This is a genomic window from Rhodococcus sp. WWJCD1 (assembly GCF_002258735.1).
Classification (GTDB): domain Bacteria; phylum Actinomycetota; class Actinomycetes; order Mycobacteriales; family Mycobacteriaceae; genus Rhodococcoides.
Genome location: NZ_NOXY01000005.1, coordinates 202239 through 220629, shown reverse-complemented (window position 1 = coordinate 220629; position 18391 = coordinate 202239). Strand labels below are relative to the sequence as shown.

Below are 18391 nucleotides of genomic sequence, written 5' to 3'. Positions count from 1 at the left end.
ATTTCGACCGTACGGTAAGCTGGCGGTTGTGGCAACGAGAGAACCGAGCTTCATCGAACGCACCCGGCGCGCGCAGCTGATCGACGTCACGATCGCTGCGGTCGCCGAGCACGGATACTCGAACGTCTCGCTCGCGCGTATCGCAGACAACGCCGGCATCACCAAAGCGGCTGTGCTGTACCACTTCCGAACCAAGGATGCGGTTGTGGAAGCGGCGTATCGATTCGTTCTCGATGCTCTCGTCCAGGACGTGGCTGCTGCGGTCGGGGATGTTCCAGCGCAGGACGGTCCTCAGGCGTACGTCCGGGCCATGGTCGGCCACCTCCGCGCTCACCCCCGGCACACGCGCATGCTGATCGAGGCGCTGGCAAACTCCACGGCCGGACACACGCCGGAGCAGCGATGGCGGCCGTTGGCCGACCTCATCGACGCGTCGGTCCGTGCACGTGGGACGGACGGTGTCGATTCACGAACGCTCGCCATCATCACCGGCGGCGCGGTCGACGCGATCGTCACCGAATGCCTGCACGACCCGGATTACGATTCGGCTGCTGCTGGCGAGTCACTCGCGGCGATGCTCGACGCAGCTCTGAGCTGAGCTCGCGTGTCTCCCGCCTGCCAGGTTGTCGGCGTACTCCCATAGACTCGATGGCGACTGTGCATGCGCAGCCGTCGCCTCGAATCGCTTGTAGGAGCATTGCTGTTGTCTTCCGATTCTCTGCCTGCCGTGTCGCCATCCGGGCCGGCCCCGATCGTTCCCGACGCGGCGCTGCAACTGTCGGGTCTGGCCAGCGTTGCGCTGACGGATTCGTCGATGGTGGCCGTTGCCGACGCGATCGGCACCGCTGAGCACACCCTCATCGGACCGCACTCGGTTCGCCCATTCGTCGCGGCCGCGATCGCGCAGCACACTCAGCTGTTGATCGTCACCGCCACCGGGCGTGAAGCGGACGACCTCACCGACGAACTCCGCCAGATCCTCGGCGGCGGCGTCGTGATGTTCCCGTCGTGGGAGACGCTTCCACACGAGCGACTGTCACCGAGCGCAGACACAGTCGGCAAGCGACTGGACGTGCTCCGCCGGCTCGCGCGTCCCGGCGATACCGATTACGGCGATCCTCTGCGCGTCATCGTCACCACCGTCCGCTCGCTGGTGCAGCCCATGGCTCCCGGTCTCGGCGAGATCGAACCTGTGACGTTGAAGGTCGGGCTCGACATCGACTTCGACGGCTTGATCCACCGACTCGTCGAGTTCGGATACCTGCGCGTGGACATGGTCGGCAAGCGCGGCGAGTTCGCCGTCCGCGGCGGCATCCTCGACCTCTTCTCGCCGACGGCAGATCACCCGGTGCGCGTGGAATTCTGGGGCGACGAGATCACCGAACTCCGCGCGTTCGCGGTCTCCGATCAACGGTCGCTGCCCGATCACGAGGTCGAACTCGTCATCGCGCCGCCGTGCCGTGAGCTGCTCCTCACCCAGGAGGTCCGCGACCGCGCCGCAGTGCTCGCCGCCGACAACGCGGGTGACACGGCGCTGGTGGAGATGCTGGACAAGCTCTCCGCCGGAGTTCCCGTGGAGGGAATGGAAGCGTTGCTTCCGCTGCTGCAGCCGGGCGAACTGCAATTGCTCGCCGATACCCTCCCCGCGGGAACGCACGTACTGCTGTGCGACCCTGAGCGAATCCGCACGCGCGCAACAGATCTGGTGCGCACGGGCCAAGAGTTCCTCGAAGCATCCTGGACGGCAGCCTCGATCGGTGGAGCTGCGCCGCTCGATACCTCCACCCTCGACACGTCCAGTCTCGAAGGCGCGTCACTGGATCTCGGTGCCTCGGCGTATCGGTCTCTTCGACAGGTTCGCGAGTCCGCGCAGGTGCACGGCCGTCCCTGGTGGACCATCAGCCCGCTCGCATCCGGCAACGGCGAAGAAGTCGAACTCGCTGTCGATTCGGTCCCGGAGGTCCGCGGGTCCGAGGAAGCTCTGACGGCCCTGTTCGCCACCCTGCGGGCGCACATTGCCACCGGTGGCCGCGCCGTCATCTCCGTGGCGGGCGCCGGTACCGCCACTCGCATCATCGAACGCCTCGCCGAGGCCGAAGTGCCTGCAGCACATCTCGAGTCCGGTGCGGTTCCGGTCGCGGACGTCGTCAACGTCCTCTGCGGATCGTTGCACGACGGCCTGGTGTTCCCCGATGCCAAGCTCGTCGTCGTCACCGAAAGCGATCTGACCGGCAACCGCGTCGCCGCAGCGGGGGAGGGGCGCAAGCTTCCGGCGAAGCGTCGCAATCAGGTCGATCCCCTTGCTCTCGTCGCCGGCGACAGCGTCGTGCACGATCAGCACGGCATCGGTCGATTCGTCGAGATGGTCGAACGCACCATCGGTGGTGCCCGACGCGAATACCTCGTCGTCGAATATGCACCGAGCAAGCGGGGCCATCCCGGCGACCGACTGTTCGTCCCGATGGACTCGCTCGATCAGCTCTCACGCTACGTCGGCGGCGAGCTGCCGTCGTTGAGCAAGCTCGGCGGATCCGACTGGGCCAATACCAAACGCAAGGCGCGCAAGGCAGTTCGTGAGATCGCCGGCGAGCTGGTGCAGCTGTACGCCGCTCGTCAGGCAGCTCCCGGGCATGCCTTCGGGCCCGACACTCCGTGGCAGCTCGAGATGGAAGATGCGTTCGGATTCACCGAGACGGTCGACCAGATGACCGCCATCACCGACGTCAAGGCCGACATGGAGAAGGCGGTCCCGATGGACCGCGTCATCCTCGGCGACGTCGGGTACGGCAAGACCGAAATCGCAGTACGCGCCGCGTTCAAGGCTGTGCAGGACGGCAAGCAGGTCGCCGTCTTGGTTCCGACAACGCTTCTGGCACAACAGCATCTGCAGACCTTCACCGCACGCATGGCGTCGTTCCCGGTGACGGTGAAGGGGCTCTCCCGCTTCACGCACGGGTCCGAGTCCAAAGAGGTCATGGCCGGGTTGGCCGACGGCACAGTCGATATTGTCGTCGGGACACACAGATTGCTGCAGACCGGTGTCGCCTGGAAGGACCTCGGTCTGGTCATCGTCGACGAGGAGCAGCGTTTCGGCGTCGAGCACAAGGAGCACATCAAGTCGCTTCGAACCCACGTGGACGTGCTGACGATGTCGGCCACGCCGATTCCACGAACCCTCGAGATGAGTCTGGCCGGCATCCGTGAGATGTCCACCATTCTCACCCCGCCCGAGGAGCGGCACCCGGTGCTCACCTACGTCGGGGCGTACAACGACAAGCAGGTCGCCGCGGCCATCAGGCGCGAGTTGCTGCGTGACGGTCAGGTGTTCTTCGTCCACAACCGAGTCAGTTCGATCGACAAGGCCGCCAAGAAGATTCGTGATCTGGTGCCCGAGGCCAGGGTCGCGACCGCCCACGGTCAGATGAACGAGGAGACACTCGAACGGACCGTGCAGGGTTTCTGGCAGCGCGAGACCGACGTGCTGGTGTGTACCACCATCATCGAAACCGGTCTGGACATCTCGAATGCCAACACGCTGATCGTGGAGCGGTCCGATTCGCTCGGCCTCTCTCAGCTGCACCAGCTCCGAGGGCGAGTGGGTCGTAGTCGCGAGCGTGGCTACGCGTACTTCCTGTATCCACCGGAGAAGCCGCTGACCGAGACCGCCTACGATCGCCTGGCGACCATCTCGCAGAACTCCGACCTCGGTGCCGGTATGGCCGTGGCGATGAAGGACCTCGAAATCCGCGGTGCCGGAAACGTTCTGGGAGCCGAGCAGTCCGGGCACGTCGCAGGCGTTGGATTCGACCTGTACGTGCGGCTCGTGGGTGAGGCGGTCGAGGCCTACCGCGCCGCTGCGGACGGAAAGCCCATCACGACCGACGAGGCTCCGAAGGAAGTGCGCATCGACCTTCCCGTCGACGCCAACATTCCACCCGACTACGTCACCAGCGACCGGTTGCGCCTCGAGGGCTACCGAAAGCTCGCTGCGGCAGCCGATTCTGCTGGTATCGACGCCGTCATCGACGAACTCGTCGACCGGTACGGGCCCCTTCCCGAGGAGGTCGGCCGCCTGGTCTCCATCGCGAAGTTGAGGCTGATCGCCAAGGAATACGGCTTGACCGACGTCAACGTCGCCGGAACGCAGGTGAAGCTGGCTCCGATGGAGTTGCCCGATTCCAAGCAGATTCGCCTCAAGCGGCTTTATCCCAGCGCCACCTACCGGGCGACGACCGGGGTGGTGCAATTGCCGCTGCCGCGCGTCGAGGGTGGCGGAGTGGGCGCGGCGCGCGTGCGCGACGTCGAATTGGTGCAGTTCATCGCCGATCTCATCCTATCCTTGGACGGGAAGCCATCTCGGTCGGTCTTGTTGGAGCAAACAGTGGGGGTGTAGCGGTGACGGTAGTTCTGCTCGACCCCGTTCGTCCGGCGCAGGTACCCGTGGATGCTGTCGAATTCCTCGGTGGTGCGGTGCAATTCACCGAAGAGGTACCGGTGCGGGTGCGGTGGCTGTTCTCCGGCACCGCTGCGCCCGATGCCGTCGATCCCGTCCTGGTCAGCACCGACCGGGCCAACCCCGACGTCCAGGACCGGATCGCGCGCGGAGAACGAGTCATCGCCGCCGAGAAGTTGCCCGGTGACGACGTGATCGCAGCGGTGCACTTGATGGACCGATTGCACACCGTCGGTGGCTGGGAAGCGCAGCAGACCCACGAATCGCTGCGTGGTTACCTGTTGGAAGAAACCTACGAACTCCTCGACGCCATAGCCGCAGGGAACTTGAACGACCTGCGCGAGGAACTCGGAGACCTGTTGCTGCAGGTACTCTTTCACTCCAGAATCGCTCAGAACGCCGCCGAGAATGCGTTCGATATCGACGACGTCGCCGCGGGACTCGTTGCCAAACTCACCCACCGCAGCCCGCACCTCGCTCGCCAGGACGGCGGACCGATCGACATCGTCGAACAAGAGCGCGCCTGGGAAGCGCAGAAGGCGTCGGAAAAGGCACGGCGATCCTGCATCGACGGCATTGCTTTGTCCCAGCCGTCACTCGCCCTGGCGCAGAAGGTGATCGGACGAGCCACCAAGGCCGGCCTACCCGACGAACTCGTTCCCGACGGCCTACGCGTCGTGCACATCGGGGTCGACCATTCGCACGGTGGAGAAAGCGCCGAGGACGCACTGCGGCGTCGGGTATTGGATTTTGCATCCCTGATCCGCAACGCCGAAGCATCCGCCCGTAACGCGGGCATCGCGCCGGGAGAAATGTCTGCACTGGATTGGATCGAGCACTGGGGTCTGCGGGGGTAGTCCTACACCACCCGCTCCACCCCTCACCTCGTCCCTCGGTTATGGGATCAATGTGGGTTTCAGTCGCTCAGAGTGCAACAAAGCCGCATTGATCCGGATCGACTACTTACGCCAGAACAGGTGATGAGTGATTCCACTGCTGCTGGGGACGACCTCGTGCTCGAATCTGTCGTCCAACTCGCCGGGTGAATCCCACAGCTTCAGGCCCGAACCGAATTCGATGGGAGCGACAGCGATGTGCATGGTGTCGACGAGATCGGCATCGAGGAATTCCCGGATGCTGGTGACGCCACCGCCGAGGCGCACGTCCTTACCGTCGGCCGCCTCCTTTGCCTGTGTCAGCACCTCGGACGGCTCGCCGTCGACGAAGTGGAACGTGGTGTCGGAGAGTGTGATCGATGGTCGCTCGTGGTGGGTGAGGACAAAGACGGGTGTGTGGAACGGTGGTTCCTCGCCCCACCAGCCCTGCCATTCGTGGTCGGCCCACGGACCGCGTTGAGGGCCGAACTTGTGTCGGCCCATGATCTCGGCACCGATGTTGTTCGCGAAGTCGCGGGCGAGGTAGTCGTCCAGACCACGACTGCCGCCTGGAGCGGTGCGGTTCGGCCAGCTCGCGGTTGCCCCGCACCACGCCATCAGGCTTCCATGATCGAGACCGAACGGGCTCTCGAAGCTCTGGTCCACTCCCGCAGCGATCCCATCGCTCGAAATGGTGAAGTTCTGTACCCGAACCAGCTGTCCCATGTGTGCTCCCGATGTCGATGATGAAGATCTACGACGTGTAGACCGAGCCGCGTGTAGAAACTCATCGCTGAACTGGATCGGATCAGACTAGTCCGGTGGCACACGTCATCGATCACCGAACCGTGAAGTAGTCGGCCGGATCGAGGCCGTCGAGTGCGATCCATCTGTGCGGAACCGCAGCGTCGCCCTGTGTGCTGCCGGACGTGGCTCGGACGAAGTCCTGGATATCGAGTGCCAGCCGCGGGTCGTCGTCGATGCGCCGGGCCACGTCGTAGAAGACTGCCAGCACGTGGACGCAGCGACCGGTGCTGTCGGAGCAGGTGCATTCGACCCGGGTGAGTGTGGGTACAGGCGGATGACCTCGATCAGTGCATTCGCTGTACATCTCGTCGGTGAGAATTGTTCGGGTTCCCTGTAATTGGGTGGTGATGATGTTCAGAGCAGGTGAAGGCATCGGTGCCACCTCGATAGACACCTCAGGTGTTGTGCGGCCGTGTTCGACGGCTCCTCGGATCTTGCCGGCACTGATCGTCACCTCCACTTTTCCGCCCTTCGCCAGTGCGCGGGCGCGGGGCAGCCGGGGGTCGGGCCGGGTCACGCGTAACGGCTGGGCGAGTCGAACCCAGTCCCGCCCCCACACTGTGTAGCCGAAGTCGTCGTCCGCCACGTCAGCGGCTTCGCTTGCGGCGCAGCGTGTCGACGAGCCGGTCGTCGTCCAACTTCGCCAGCTCGGCTACACCCGACATATCGGCGACGTCGGACAGCGTCGATTTTCGTGAATGCATGGCCGCGATGTGCTCCTCGATGGTGGTGTCGGTGGTCAGCGTGGTGATGGTGACCGTGCGGGTCTGCCCGATCCGATGGACTCGATCCGAGGCCTGCGCCTCGACGGCTGGGTTCCACCATCGGTCGAAGTGGACGACGTCGGCTGCGCGAGTCAGGGTGAGTCCGGTGCCGCCGGCTTTCAGGCTCAGCACCAGTACGGTAGGGCCGTCGTCGGACTGGAAACGTCGAACGATATCTGCCCGTTGCTCCTGATTCAGGCCACCGTGAAAGAACGGCACCGACACTCGGAACTGCTCGCCGAAGTGTCGCACGAGAAGCTCGCCGGTCCTGCGATATTGGGTGAAGATGATTGTCGGCGAATCGGTTTCGAGGTTGTTGGCCACGATGTCGGTGCAGAGGTCGAGCTTCCCCGAACGCCCCGACAGATCATCGGAGTCGCCCGTGACCAGTGCCGGGTGATTGCAGACTTGTTTCAGTGCGGTCAGAGCCGCCAGCACCCGGGCCTGGCGTTGCACGCCATCGCCGAAGCCGTCGTCGATCGCCTGATCGAGGACGCGGTCGTACAACCGCTGTTGTTCCTCGGTGAGATCGCAGATCAGGTCGGCGTGAATCTTCGGCGGAAGTGATCCGGCGACCTGAGACTTCTTTCGCATCAACACAACCGGTTCGATCGCTGCCCGTAGCCGAATGGCGGCGGCGCCGGAACCGTCCGATATCGGCTTGATGAAGCGACGCCGGAACTGAGTCTTGTTCCCGAACACGTGCGGTGCGACGAGGTTGAGCAGCGCCCAGAATTCGTCGAGATGGTTCTCGACGGGCGTGCCGGTCATCGCGATCGTCGCGTCGGCGTGGATGAGTCGCGCGGCCTTCGAGATCTGGGTACGCGGGTTCTTCAGCACCTGTGCCTCGTCGAATACGGCAGTGGCCCAGTGAAGATCGGCGAGTTGTGGACCGTGCGTGCGCAACGTCGGATACCCGGTGAGCATCACCGTTCTCGGGTCCATTGCCGGCAGTGGCCCGCCGCGCCAGGTCACGGTCGAGAGGCTCGGCGCAAACCGAGCGATCTCGTGTGCCCAGTTCCCGACCAGCGACGTCGGACTCACCACCACCTGTGGCCCCTCGTCGGCGCGCCCGACGAGGTAGCCGATTGCCTGCAGCGTTTTGCCGAGCCCCATCTCGTCCGCGAGCACCGCACCGCCGTGGGCGGTCACCGTCTCACGCAGCCAACTCACGCCGCGCACCTGGTAGGGCCGCATCTCCGCGACCAGCGCTGTGCGCAGTTCGGCGGCGACGGCCGTCGTGTGGCGAAAGGTGGCGACGGCGTGTTCCGCCGACATGACCGCTCTCCCGGTGGCATCGGGAACCGCATGCCCCGCGATCGGCAGCGCAGAACCGCCGCCCGCCAGGTGCGTCCGCCACGCATCGACCGAGGCACCGGAAGTGTCGAGGACAACGTCAGCCAGTCGATCGGGCTCTATCAACGCGCAGTCGACGTCGGACACCTCGAAACCCGAAAGGTCTGGAGTCGGAACTGCCAGCGTGACCGTCTGGGCATCGCCGACGGGTGGGGGAGGTGCGACAGTGCCGGATGACCAGGTCCACAGGGCGAACATGTGACGATCGAGGAGGTAGGTCGCGTGAGTATCGGCAGTCTGGGGGAGGGGCATGAATCCCTTCGAGAAGCAGTCGGCGACGAATCCGAACCGCTAGAACATAAGCAGGCCGCACAGTTCTGTCAAACTCGAAATATTTCCGAAAGCTGTTGCAAAATAACGGAATTTATGACCCTACGTCGAAATTTGACACCCAGATGATTCGGTGTTCTCCGCTGGACTGAGGGCTCACCCGCCCGCGTCAATGGACCGTTGCACCGGTCGGACGTATGCAGTGCGCCATTGACGCGGACCGGGCTATTGCGTGAATGAACCACTGCACGGGTCAGACGTGTGCAATGGTCCATTGACGCGACACGGGCAACCGACCTACTCGAACAGCGTCGAACCCCAGTATTCGGATTCTCCGACGCCGGGAGGGCAGGCGAATACCGCAGAACCCACGTGTTGGATGTATTCGTTCAGTGCGTCCTTGCGGGACAGGGCCAATTGCATCGGCACGAATTGGGTCAGTGGGTCGCGGCAGTAGGCGATGAAGAACAGTCCGGCGTCGAGGTGTCCGAAGCCGTCAGATCCGTCGGTGAAGTTGTATCCCCGACGCAGGATCTGGACGCCGCCGAGGTTTTCCTTCGACGCCAGGCGTACGTGCGCGGTCTTGTCGATGAAGGTGCCCTCGGGGCCCTGTGACTCGAAATCGAGTGCGTCGAATTCGTCTTTCTGGCCGAGCGGCGCGCCGGATCCCTTGCTGCGCCCGATCACTCGCTCCTGTTCCTTCAGTGTGGTGCGATCCCACGACTCGATGAGCATGCGGATGCGACGGGCGACGAGGTAGGAGCCGCCTGCCATCCATTCCTGGTCGTCATCGGAAGCTACCCACACGTTCTCGTCGAGCAGCGACGGGTCCTCGGCCTTGAGGTTCGCCGTTCCGTCCTTGAAGCCGAACAGGTTTCGCGGCGTTGCCTGGGCGGTGGACGTGGACGAGGTTCGGCCGAAGCCGAGTTGAGACCACTTCACCGAGACGGTGCCGAATCCGACACGAGCGAGGTTGCGGATCGCGTGGACGGCAACCTGGGGGTCGTCGGCGCAGGCCTGGATGCAAAGGTCGCCGCCGGAGCGTCGGGGATCGAGGTTGTCGGCCGGGAAGTGCTGCAGGTCGGCAAGCGACGCAGGTCTTTTGGAGGCCAGATCGAATCGATCGAACATCGACGGACCGAATCCGATCGTCAGCGTCAGCGACGACGCAGTCAGACCGAGTGCTTCGCCGGTATCCGACGGCGGGTTGTACTGGCCACCGTCGACGGCACCGCCGTCGAACGTCTCTTCGCCCTTGGTGAGCCGTTCGGCCATCAGGGTCCACTTCTTCAGCAGCGCAACAACGTCGTCGCGTGAGTCGGTGGTGATGTCGAAGGCGACGAAGTGCATGCGATCCTGTGCCGGGGTGACGATTCCGGCCTGGTGGTCTCCGCGAAATTCGACGACGTCCGAAGCGGGTGCCTCGGCACCCGACGCGGTCGCGTGTCCAGCGATGGCTCCTACTCCGACGAGTGCAGCCCCCGTCCCGACGGCACCGAAGAGGCGCCGTCGGGAGAATTGTCCAGTCTTATTGTCCGGCAACGACACCCTGCACCTGGCTCACTTCGGCGGACAATGCGTCGATCTTGTTCGAGAGTTCCTGGCGCTGTGGTTCGGTCACCGTGTCGTAGAAGACGAAGCCGTCGCCGCTGCGGTACTTGGCCAGTTCGGCGTCGAGTTCTGCGAAGCGGGCATCGATGGCGGTACCGAGTTCGGCGTTGCGCTCGTCGAGGATGGGACGCACCGCAGCGATGGCGGCCTGGGAGCCGTCGACGTTGGCTTGGAAGTCCCACAGGTCGGTGTGTGAGAAGAAGTCCTCTTCACCGCTGATCTTGGTCTTGGCAACTTCGTCGAGCAATCCCTGTGCGCCACCGGCGACCTGAATGGGGTCGATGGTGAAATCGTCGGCCTTGATCTTGTCGGCGAGTTCGGTGATGTCGGCCTCGAGTTGATCGGCCATTGCGTTGGTGTCCGGCTGCAGCCCCTGCGACCACAGGTCCTTCTCGATGCGGTGGAATCCGGTCCACTCGGCACCGGGCTCCACGTCCGGTTCACGCAGGTCGATACGTGGGTCGAGGTCGTCGGGGAAGCTCTCGGCCACGGGCTCGATGCGCTCGTAGTAGCTACGCGCAATGGGGAACTGGGCCTTGGCTGCGTCGACGTCGCCGCTCTTGACGGCGGTGACGAACGATGCCGTGGTGTCCTGCAACGCGTCGATCTGGCTGACGACGTAGCGCTTGTAGCCGGCGGCGGCCTCGGTGAGGAGGCCGTTCTCGTCGGCGGTGCGGACCGAGTCGCCGGAGACGACGTAATCGGCGCGGATACCGTCGCCCACCATGCCTGCCTTGCAGGCGGTTTGGTAGGTGCCGGGGTCGGGCAGGGCGACGATGAGCTGACGCGTCAACCCGGGTCCGATGTTCTCGACCTCACCCATGACGCGGTCGCCCGCGCCGTAGACGTAGAACTCGGTGACCTTGCTGCCGTTGTTGGTGATCTGGAACGTCGAGTTACCGGTGGTGCCTTCGGATGCGCTCACGTCGCAGGAGGAGTCGGTCGCGGTGACGGCGATATCGCCCGATGCGGCTTCGTTGGAAGACTTTTCGGTGCATCCGGCCAGGGCTATCGGCAGAACCGCGACCGCGGCCAGAGCGATGGTGGAACGACGCATGATGGTGGTGCCTTTCAAGAGTTCTGAAGTACGGGCTCGGGAGCCGCGGGAACGTGGACCGGCCGGAGGAAGAGGAACAACACGACGACGATGTAGAGCACCCATGCGATCGCTTGGAAGACAGTGGGTTCGGGACGGAAGTTGAAGATGCCGCCGAGCACGGTGCCGTACCAGCTCGAGGCGTCGAAGTGCGCGCTGATGTCGAAGGCGACAGCGCTGCCACCGGGCAGAACTCCGCCGATCTGCAGTGCGCGGATGCCGTAGGCGAGGATTCCGGCGGCGACCACGATGAGGAAGATGCCGGTGTACTTGAAGAAGACGGCGAAGTTGATGCGCACGGCACCGAAGTACAGGAACACCGTCAGCACGGCAGCGACGACGATGCCGAGCAGTAGACCGAGCAGCGGCCACAGGCTGCCGTTGGTGTTCTCGGCGTAGCCGACCATGAGCAGTGCGGTTTCGACACCTTCGCGGCCGACGGCGAAGAACGAGAGCGTCAGCACTGCAGCAGGCCCGACGGTGAGTGCTTTCTCCATGTTCGCCCGCAGCTCGCCGGAGATGTTCTTCGCGGCGGTCCGCATCCAGAGCACCATCGCCGTCACGATGACCACGGCCACGAGCGATGCCGCGCCTGCGATGATCTCGGCGGTCAGTCCGGTGACCGTGGATGTGCCGTAGTGGATGACGAAGAAGATCGCGGCCACCATGGCAACGGCCAGCCCGACGCCCAGCCACACCCATTTGAGTGCGTCGCGTCGGTTGGCTTTGACGAGGAACGCAACGAGGATCATCACCACGATGCCGGTCTCGAGGCCCTCGCGAAGACCGATCAGACCGCTGCCGAACATCTGAGTGGCGATCGACGGCGCGGATCCTGCGGCGGCGAGAACGGACACGGGCACTTCTCCTGTTTTGCAATGAACATTGGTACGCCTTCCCTCTCAAAGGGTAGGCGACCCTCATGCGTGAAGGTTGACAGAAACATACACCCTGCATCGCCAGTCGAATGCACGTTGAACTGGGGTTTTACGGGTCTTTAGCTTTCTATTACCTTGCGTGTGCAGGATGGTGAGGTGATCTCACGAATCTGCGTGCTCGCCACCGCATCGCTCCTCCTTGCACTCACCGCATGTGGCAGCAGCGAGCCGAAGCGTGAGATTCCCGAGGGCATTCCGCCCGGTCCGGGAACCGAGGTGCCGCTGATCGACTTCAATGCCCCCGGCCGGACAGCCGATCTGTTGCTCGCGTGGGCCGAACCTCAGACCGACGCGCTCGGTATCTCGGTGACGGCTCTCGCGTCGTACGGGCACGCGGCCGCGATCATGACCGAGACGGACGCAGACTGCGGAATTGCGTGGACGACACTGGCCGGCATCGGCTACATCGAGAGCCGACACGGCACGTTCCAGGGGTCCTCGGTGCAGCCCGACGGGCTGGTCGCACCGCCGATCCGGGGTATTCCTCTCGACGGCGGGCCGGGTGTCGCCGAGATTCCCGACACCGACGGCGGCGTCATGGACGGTGACGCCGAGTTCGACCGTGCGATGGGTCCCATGCAGTTCATCCCCGAGACGTGGAAGAAATGGGGTGTCGACGCCAACGGCGACGGCATCGCAGATCCGGACAACATCGACGATGCGGCGTTGACGGCAGCTCGCTATCTGTGCGCCCGCGGCGGCGATCTGCGGACGGCACAGGGCTGGGAGACGGCGTTGATGGCGTACAACCTCTCGGGCCAGTATCTGCGTGACGTGCGAGATCGCGCGGCCGCGTACTCGGTGGGCACCAGGCCGTAGAAACTCCGTGCATCGCGGGCACCACGGGGGAGCGGCTAGTCTTGCACCCGGCACAGTCCGCCGGTCCCCGTTACTAGGAGAAGCATTCGTGGCCATCATTGAGCAGGTCGGAGCTCGCGAGATCCTCGATTCCCGTGGCAACCCCACGGTTGAGGTCGAGGTCGCATTGGACGACGGGACGTTGACCCGCGCAGCCGTCCCCTCCGGCGCATCCACCGGTGAGCACGAGGCCGTCGAGCTTCGTGACGGCGGAGACCGCTACGGCGGCAAGGGCGTCGAGAAGGCCGTCAACGCGGTGCTCGACGAGATCGCGCCCGCGGTCATCGGCCTCGACGCCATCGAGCAGCGCACGGTCGATCAGGCTCTGCTGGATCTCGACGGCACGCCCGACAAGTCTCGCCTCGGCGCGAACTCCCTGCTGGGTGTCTCGCTCGCTGTCGCCAAGGCTGCGGCCGAGTCCACCGGCCTGGAGCTCTTCCGCTACCTCGGCGGACCGAACGCACACATCCTTCCCGTGCCGATGATGAACATCATCAACGGCGGCGCACACGCAGACAGCGGCGTCGACGTGCAGGAGTTCATGATCGCGCCGATCGGTGCTCCCACGTTCAAGGAGTCGCTGCGCTGGGGTGCCGAGGTCTACCACGCACTCAAGTCCGTGCTCAAGGCCAAGGGCCTGTCCACCGGACTCGGCGACGAGGGCGGCTTCGCTCCCGATCTCGCCGGCACCAAGGCAGCTCTCGACCTGATCCTCGAGGCCATCGGCAAGACCGGCCTCAAGCCCGGCCAGGACGTTGCTCTCGCGCTCGACGTGGCGGCCACCGAGTTCTACACCGCAGGTACCGGCTACGCCTTCGAGCGTGAGACCAAGTCGGCCGAGCAGATGTCGGCGTTCTACGGCGAACTGGTCGATGCCTACCCGCTGGTCTCCATCGAGGATCCGCTCGACGAGAACGACTGGGACGGCTGGGTTGCACTCACCGAGTCGATCGGCGACAAGGTTCAGCTCGTCGGAGACGACCTGTTCGTCACCAACCCCGAGCGTCTCGAAGACGGCATCGTCAAGGGTGCGGCCAACGCGCTGCTGGTCAAGGTCAACCAGATCGGCACGCTCACCGAGACCCTCGACGCAGTCGATCTCGCTCACCGCAACGGTTACAAGACGATGATGAGCCACCGGTCCGGCGAGACCGAGGACACCACCATCGCTGACCTGGCAGTTGCCGTCGGCAGCGGCCAGATCAAGACCGGTGCTCCGGCTCGGAGCGAGCGCGTGGCCAAGTACAACCAGTTGCTGCGTATCGAAGAAGCTCTGGGCGACGCGGCGCGTTACGCCGGCGAGTTGTCTTTCCCCCGGTTCAATTACGAGGGATAGCAGGCAGGTACGTATCGCACGAAGTGGAGATGAATGATGGCACGGCGCGGAAGGTCCGGGACCAGTCCAGGTGGACGTGATCCCCGACCCCGCGGCCGCTCCTCCTCTTCGACTCGGTCGAAGGCCGGGGGCGTCTCTCGTGACGAGAACGCCTCCGGTCGGACGGCCACCCCGCCGGAACCATCGGAGCAGGTGCGCGACGCGGTGGTCGGCGGCAAGGCCGCTCCCCGGCGCGTCGGTGTTCGTCGGCCCAAGATGCCCGAGCGGACGTTCCTCGGACTGTCCACCGGACGGGCCGTCATTCTCGGTGTTGTGGTGTGCGCGCTGGCGTTGACGCTGGCAGTACCGCTACGCACCTACTTCTCGCAGCGCAGCGAACTCGAGTCCGTGCTGGCCGAGCGGCAAGCGTTGGAGAACGACGTACAAGCGCTGCAGACCCAGAAATCTCAGCTCGACGAGCCGTCCCGCATCGCGGCCGATGCGCGTGAGCGCCTGCGGTTCGTCATGCCGGGGGAGACGCCGTACCAGGTGCAGTTGCCCGGCGACTACGGCAAGACGCCGGAGGAACTCGCGGCCGACAGTGCGCCGACGGGTCCCTGGTACACCGACCTCTGGAACACCGCAGTTCAGCCGCAGGGATCGAACGAGCCAGCGGAGCCGACGTCCGCACCGATGCCCGTCGTACAGCCAGAACCCGTGCCGGCCGCTCCGGCACCACAATCAGAAGGAGGACCGGTCGGGTGAATTCCTCGGCAGTCTCGCAGGAAGATCTCGATGCGGTCGCATCGCAGCTCGGACGTGAACCGCGTGGCGTACTCGAGATCGCATATCGATCTCCGGACGGCAGGCCGGGCGTGGTCAAAACCGCCCCCAAGCTGCCCGACGGCACGCCGTTCCCCACCCTGTTCTATCTGACCGATCCGCGGCTGACGGCCGAGGCGAGCCGGCAGGAATCGGCCGGTGTGATGCGGGAGATGACCGAACGCCTGGGCACCGATCCCGAGCTGGCTGCTGCCTACCTGCGCGCCCATCAGTCCTACCTGGCCGAGCGTGACGAGATCGAATCTCTCGGAACGGATTTCACCGGTGGTGGCATGCCCGATCGGGTCAAATGCTTGCACGTCCTGATCGCCCATTCGTTGGCTAAGGGCCCGGGCGTCAACCCGCTGGGTGACGAGTCGGTGGCCCTTGCCGCCGAGAACTCGTTGCGTGGCAAGGCTATTCCGGCCGATTGGCCGACCGTCGAAGAACTACGTGCGGAGAAACAATGACCAGGGTTGCAGCAATAGATTGCGGCACCAACTCGATTCGCCTGCTCGTCGCTGACAACAACGGGAAGTCCCTCGCCGACGTCGCCCGCGAGATGCGGATCGTGCGGCTCGGTCAGGGAGTCGACGCGACGGGAGCGTTCGTCCCCGAGGCCATCGAACGCACTCGTGTGGCGTTGGTCGAGTACGCGGAGATCATTCGCAAGACAGGGGCCACCGCAGTGCGAATGGTGGCCACCTCTGCCACCCGGGATGCGTCGAATCGCGAGGACTTCTTCTCCATGGTGCGCGAGGTGCTCGGCAAGGTCATCCCCGGTGCCGAGGCCGAAGTGATCACCGGTGACGAGGAAGCGCGGTTGTCCTTCGCCGGTGCAGTCGGTGAACTCGACTCTGCGGCAGGGCCTTTCCTGGTTGTCGATCTGGGCGGCGGTTCTACCGAGCTCGTACTGGGCGACGCCAAAGGCGTCAAGTCTGCGTTCTCGGCGAACATCGGCTGTGTCCGTCTGACTGAACGATTCCTGCATTCGGATCCTCCCACCGCGGACGAGATCAACGGCGCGCGTGAGTACGCCCGCGAGAAGTTGGCGGAGGCGTTCGAGGAAGTGTCGATCGGCGACGCGTCGAGCTGGGTCGGTGTGGCCGGCACGATGACGACCATCGCTGCCATCGCCAAGGACCTGCCCGAGTACGACGCAGACGCGGTGCACCTGTCGCGAGTGCCCTTCGATCAGCTCTTCGAGGTATGCGAGCGACTGATCGGCATGACGCATACGCAGCGAAGTGCGTTGGGCCCCATGCATCCAGGTCGGGTCGACGTCATCGGCGGCGGTGCAATTGTGTGCAGCGTATTGGCCGAGGAATTCGAGCGACGCGGTGCCGTTAGCTCATTGACGGTCAGTGAGCACGACATCCTCGACGGCATCGCGATGTCCATCAAGATCTGATCTGCAATTCTGCAGATGCGGTCTGCGGCGATGTAGGTTGCATCGCTGCGTGATTCGGTGAAGCCTTACAGGCGCTGTGGCCCACGTCACGGCTCCCTTCGAGGTGAGGACCACCGATGACGTCACCCGCCGAGCAGGCACCGGCCAACCAGGCGCCGGCCGAGAAAGGGCTGGCTCGCGTAGCGCAAGCGCTCGCCAAGGGGACCGAGAAGTGGTTCCCCGATGCGTACATCTTTGCCCTCGTCGGCGTGGTGGTCGTTGCCGTCGCCGCCTTCGCCAACGGGTCGTCTCCGCAGAATGTGGTCGACGCATTCGGAAACGGGTTCTGGGATCTGACCGCCTTCACCCTGCAGATGGCCATGGTCGTTCTCACCGGCTACGTCGTGGCCACCTCTCCGCCGGTCGCGCGGCTCATCACTCGGCTGGCGCAAGTGCCCAAGAGTTCCAGCAGCGCAGTCAGTTTCGTGGCACTACTGTCTTGCTCGGTCTCGTTCCTCAACTGGGGCTTGAGCTTGGTGTTCGCCGGTCTACTAGCCCGTGCCATCGCGCGCCGTGACGATCTGCGAACGGACTACCGAGCACTCGGGGCTGCGGCATTCATGGGACTCGGAGCGGTCTGGGCACTCGGGATGTCGTCCTCGGCTGCGCAGCTGCAGGCGACGGCGAAATCGCTTCCGGCGACACTGCTTTCGGTCACCGGAGTACTCGATTTCGGAACCACGATTTTCACGTGGCAGTCGTTGCTGATGTGCGCGATCATCATCGTGTTGACTGTCGTGATCGCACACGTGTCCGCTCCCAAGGGTGCCGCAATCAAGACTGCCGCGGACATGAAGGTCGATCTCGACGACACCGTCGCGGAACCGGCACCGCGCACCAGGCCGGGGGAGTGGCTCGAGTACAGCCGCATCCTGCCACTGTTCGCCGGCGCGATGACTCTGGGATGGCTTGTCTCCCAACTGCTGACGCTGCCGGTGCTGTCGGTGGTCAGCAGCCTCAACGGGTACTTGTTGGTGTTCCTGATGCTCGGACTCGTGCTGCACGGCACCCCGCGGCGCTTCCTCGATTCGGTCAGCAAGGCGGTGCCCGCGACCGCCGGGATCCTGGTGCAGTTTCCGCTGTATGCGGCGATGGCGGCCATGTTGACCAAGGCGGAGGGCAGGGGAGGCGTCACGATCTCCGAGCACCTCGCGAACTTTTTCACCGACATCGGTAGCGGTGGCGGATTCGCCGTGGTCATTGCGGTGTACACCGTCGTGCTCGGGCTGTTCGTTCCCTCCGGCGGCGGCAAGTGGCTCGTCGAAGCGCCGTACGTCATGCAGTCGGCGACGGACGTGCAGATGAACCTCGGCTGGACAGTCCAGATCTACAACGTCGCAGAGGCGTTGCCGAACCTGATCAATCCGTTCTTCATGCTGCCTCTGCTGGCGGTTCTAGGCCTGCGAGCGCGAGACTTGATCGGATTCACGTTCCTGCAGTTCATCTTCCACTTCCCGGTGGTCCTGCTGCTCGTGTGGCTTCTCGGCATGACTTTCGACTTCGTGCCGCCGGTCATCCCTGCCCAGTAGCAGCCCGATATGATCGTCACCGCTGGAGCGCGACTCCAGCGGTGGCCCCTATAGCCCAATTGGCAGAGGCAGCGGACTTAAAATTCGCACAGTGTCGGTTCGAGTCCGACTGGGGGCACCGGAGTCCACATGGATCCAGATTTCTGGACCAGGACAGTGCTTTTCGGGTGGTAGCGTGTACTTCGGTGGCATCCCACGGATCTGAGTGGACAACCGAGACAGCGGATTTCAGATCCGCGTATTCTTG

Annotated in this window: 15 protein-coding genes and 1 tRNA gene; 10 read left to right on the top strand and 6 right to left on the bottom strand. The window is 64.4% G+C overall.

The features are described from left to right. Positions 1–28: 28 nt before the first annotated feature. From CH286_RS02760 to CH286_RS02750, 3 genes are all read left to right on the top strand, one after another. Positions 29–598 (top strand): TetR/AcrR family transcriptional regulator, encoded by a 570-nt coding sequence (locus CH286_RS02760; RefSeq protein ID WP_032404272.1) that lies wholly within the window; start codon positions 29–31, stop codon positions 596–598. Positions 599–814: 216 nt separating this feature from the next. Then, positions 815–4393: a transcription-repair coupling factor gene (gene mfd, locus CH286_RS02755; RefSeq protein WP_255182558.1), complete on the top strand. Its 3579-nt coding sequence runs from the start codon at positions 815–817 to the stop codon at positions 4391–4393. A gap of 2 nt (positions 4394–4395) precedes the next feature. After that, a complete protein-coding gene (locus CH286_RS02750; RefSeq protein WP_094608276.1) occupies positions 4396–5310 on the top strand; it encodes a MazG family protein in 915 nt (304 codons plus the stop codon). A gap of 102 nt (positions 5311–5412) precedes the next feature. On the opposite strand, the gene CH286_RS02745 is transcribed toward CH286_RS02750, so the two are convergent. The 6 genes from CH286_RS02745 to efeU all read right to left on the bottom strand — a co-directional run bounded on the left by CH286_RS02745 (position 5413) and on the right by efeU (position 12089). Continuing rightward, positions 5413–6054 carry a dihydrofolate reductase family protein gene (locus CH286_RS02745; RefSeq protein ID WP_094608275.1) on the bottom strand — a complete coding sequence of 214 codons (642 nt, stop codon included), beginning with the start codon at positions 6052–6054 and terminating at the stop codon, positions 5413–5415. Positions 6055–6166: 112 nt separating this feature from the next. Continuing rightward, complete coding sequence (locus CH286_RS02740) at positions 6167–6721, bottom strand: SWIM zinc finger-containing protein (protein WP_037155235.1); 555 nt, start codon at positions 6719–6721, stop codon at positions 6167–6169. Between the two features lies 1 nt (position 6722). Further along, positions 6723–8453, bottom strand: a complete 1731-nt coding sequence (locus CH286_RS02735; RefSeq protein WP_094608382.1) for a DEAD/DEAH box helicase — start codon at positions 8451–8453, stop codon at positions 6723–6725. A 369-nt stretch (positions 8454–8822) separates the two neighbouring features. Continuing rightward, positions 8823–10073: an iron uptake transporter deferrochelatase/peroxidase subunit gene (gene efeB / locus CH286_RS02730; protein WP_032404267.1), complete on the bottom strand. Its 1251-nt coding sequence runs from the start codon at positions 10071–10073 to the stop codon at positions 8823–8825. Further along, positions 10054–11193, bottom strand: a complete 1140-nt coding sequence (gene efeO / locus CH286_RS02725; protein WP_094608381.1) for an iron uptake system protein EfeO — start codon at positions 11191–11193, stop codon at positions 10054–10056. Before efeO ends, efeB begins: the two co-directional genes overlap by 20 nt. Before the next feature lie 14 nt (positions 11194–11207). Further along, positions 11208–12089, bottom strand: a complete 882-nt coding sequence (gene efeU, locus CH286_RS02720; RefSeq protein WP_032404888.1) for an iron uptake transporter permease EfeU — start codon at positions 12087–12089, stop codon at positions 11208–11210. A 189-nt stretch (positions 12090–12278) separates the two neighbouring features. On the opposite strand from efeU, the gene CH286_RS02715 reads away from it, so the two are divergent. From CH286_RS02715 to CH286_RS02685, 7 genes are all read left to right on the top strand, one after another. Beyond that, positions 12279–12989 (top strand): lytic transglycosylase domain-containing protein, encoded by a 711-nt coding sequence (locus CH286_RS02715; RefSeq protein WP_032404887.1) that lies wholly within the window; start codon positions 12279–12281, stop codon positions 12987–12989. Between the two features lie 88 nt (positions 12990–13077). Continuing rightward, complete coding sequence (eno, locus tag CH286_RS02710; protein ID WP_008718800.1) at positions 13078–14364, top strand: phosphopyruvate hydratase; 1287 nt, start codon at positions 13078–13080, stop codon at positions 14362–14364. A 192-nt stretch (positions 14365–14556) separates the two neighbouring features. Beyond that, positions 14557–15108, top strand: a complete 552-nt coding sequence (locus CH286_RS02705; protein WP_032377245.1) for an FtsB family cell division protein — start codon at positions 14557–14559, stop codon at positions 15106–15108. Continuing rightward, entirely contained in the window at positions 15105–15635 is a 531-nt protein-coding gene (locus CH286_RS02700; protein ID WP_094608274.1) for a DUF501 domain-containing protein, read from the top strand. Before CH286_RS02705 ends, CH286_RS02700 begins: the two co-directional genes overlap by 4 nt. Next, on the top strand, positions 15632–16576 hold the full coding sequence (locus CH286_RS02695) for a Ppx/GppA phosphatase family protein (RefSeq protein WP_032377243.1): 945 nt from the start codon (positions 15632–15634) through the stop codon (positions 16574–16576). The genes CH286_RS02700 and CH286_RS02695 overlap by 4 nt, the downstream gene beginning before the upstream one ends. 116 nt (positions 16577–16692) lie before the next feature. Beyond that, a complete protein-coding gene (locus CH286_RS02690) occupies positions 16693–18144 on the top strand; it encodes a short-chain fatty acid transporter (RefSeq protein ID WP_094608273.1) in 1452 nt (483 codons plus the stop codon). A gap of 44 nt (positions 18145–18188) precedes the next feature. After that, positions 18189–18262: transfer RNA gene (locus CH286_RS02685), tRNA-Leu, on the top strand. Positions 18263–18391 lie beyond the last annotated feature (129 nt).

Bases quoted from the DNA above. Each gene is read 5' to 3' on its own strand.
- efeO (WP_094608381.1), bottom strand. From the start codon at position 11,193: ATGCGTCGTTCCACCATCGCTCTGGCCGCGGTCGCGGTTCTGCCGATA.
- CH286_RS02695 (WP_032377243.1), top strand. From the start codon at position 15,632: ATGACCAGGGTTGCAGCAATAGATTGCGGCACCAACTCGATTCGCCTG.
- mfd (WP_255182558.1), top strand. From the start codon at position 815: ATGGTGGCCGTTGCCGACGCGATCGGCACCGCTGAGCACACCCTCATC.
- CH286_RS02690 (WP_094608273.1), top strand. From the start codon at position 16,693: ATGACGTCACCCGCCGAGCAGGCACCGGCCAACCAGGCGCCGGCCGAG.
- CH286_RS02745 (WP_094608275.1), bottom strand. From the start codon at position 6,054: ATGGGACAGCTGGTTCGGGTACAGAACTTCACCATTTCGAGCGATGGG.
- CH286_RS02735 (WP_094608382.1), bottom strand. From the start codon at position 8,453: ATGTTCGCCCTGTGGACCTGGTCATCCGGCACTGTCGCACCTCCCCCA.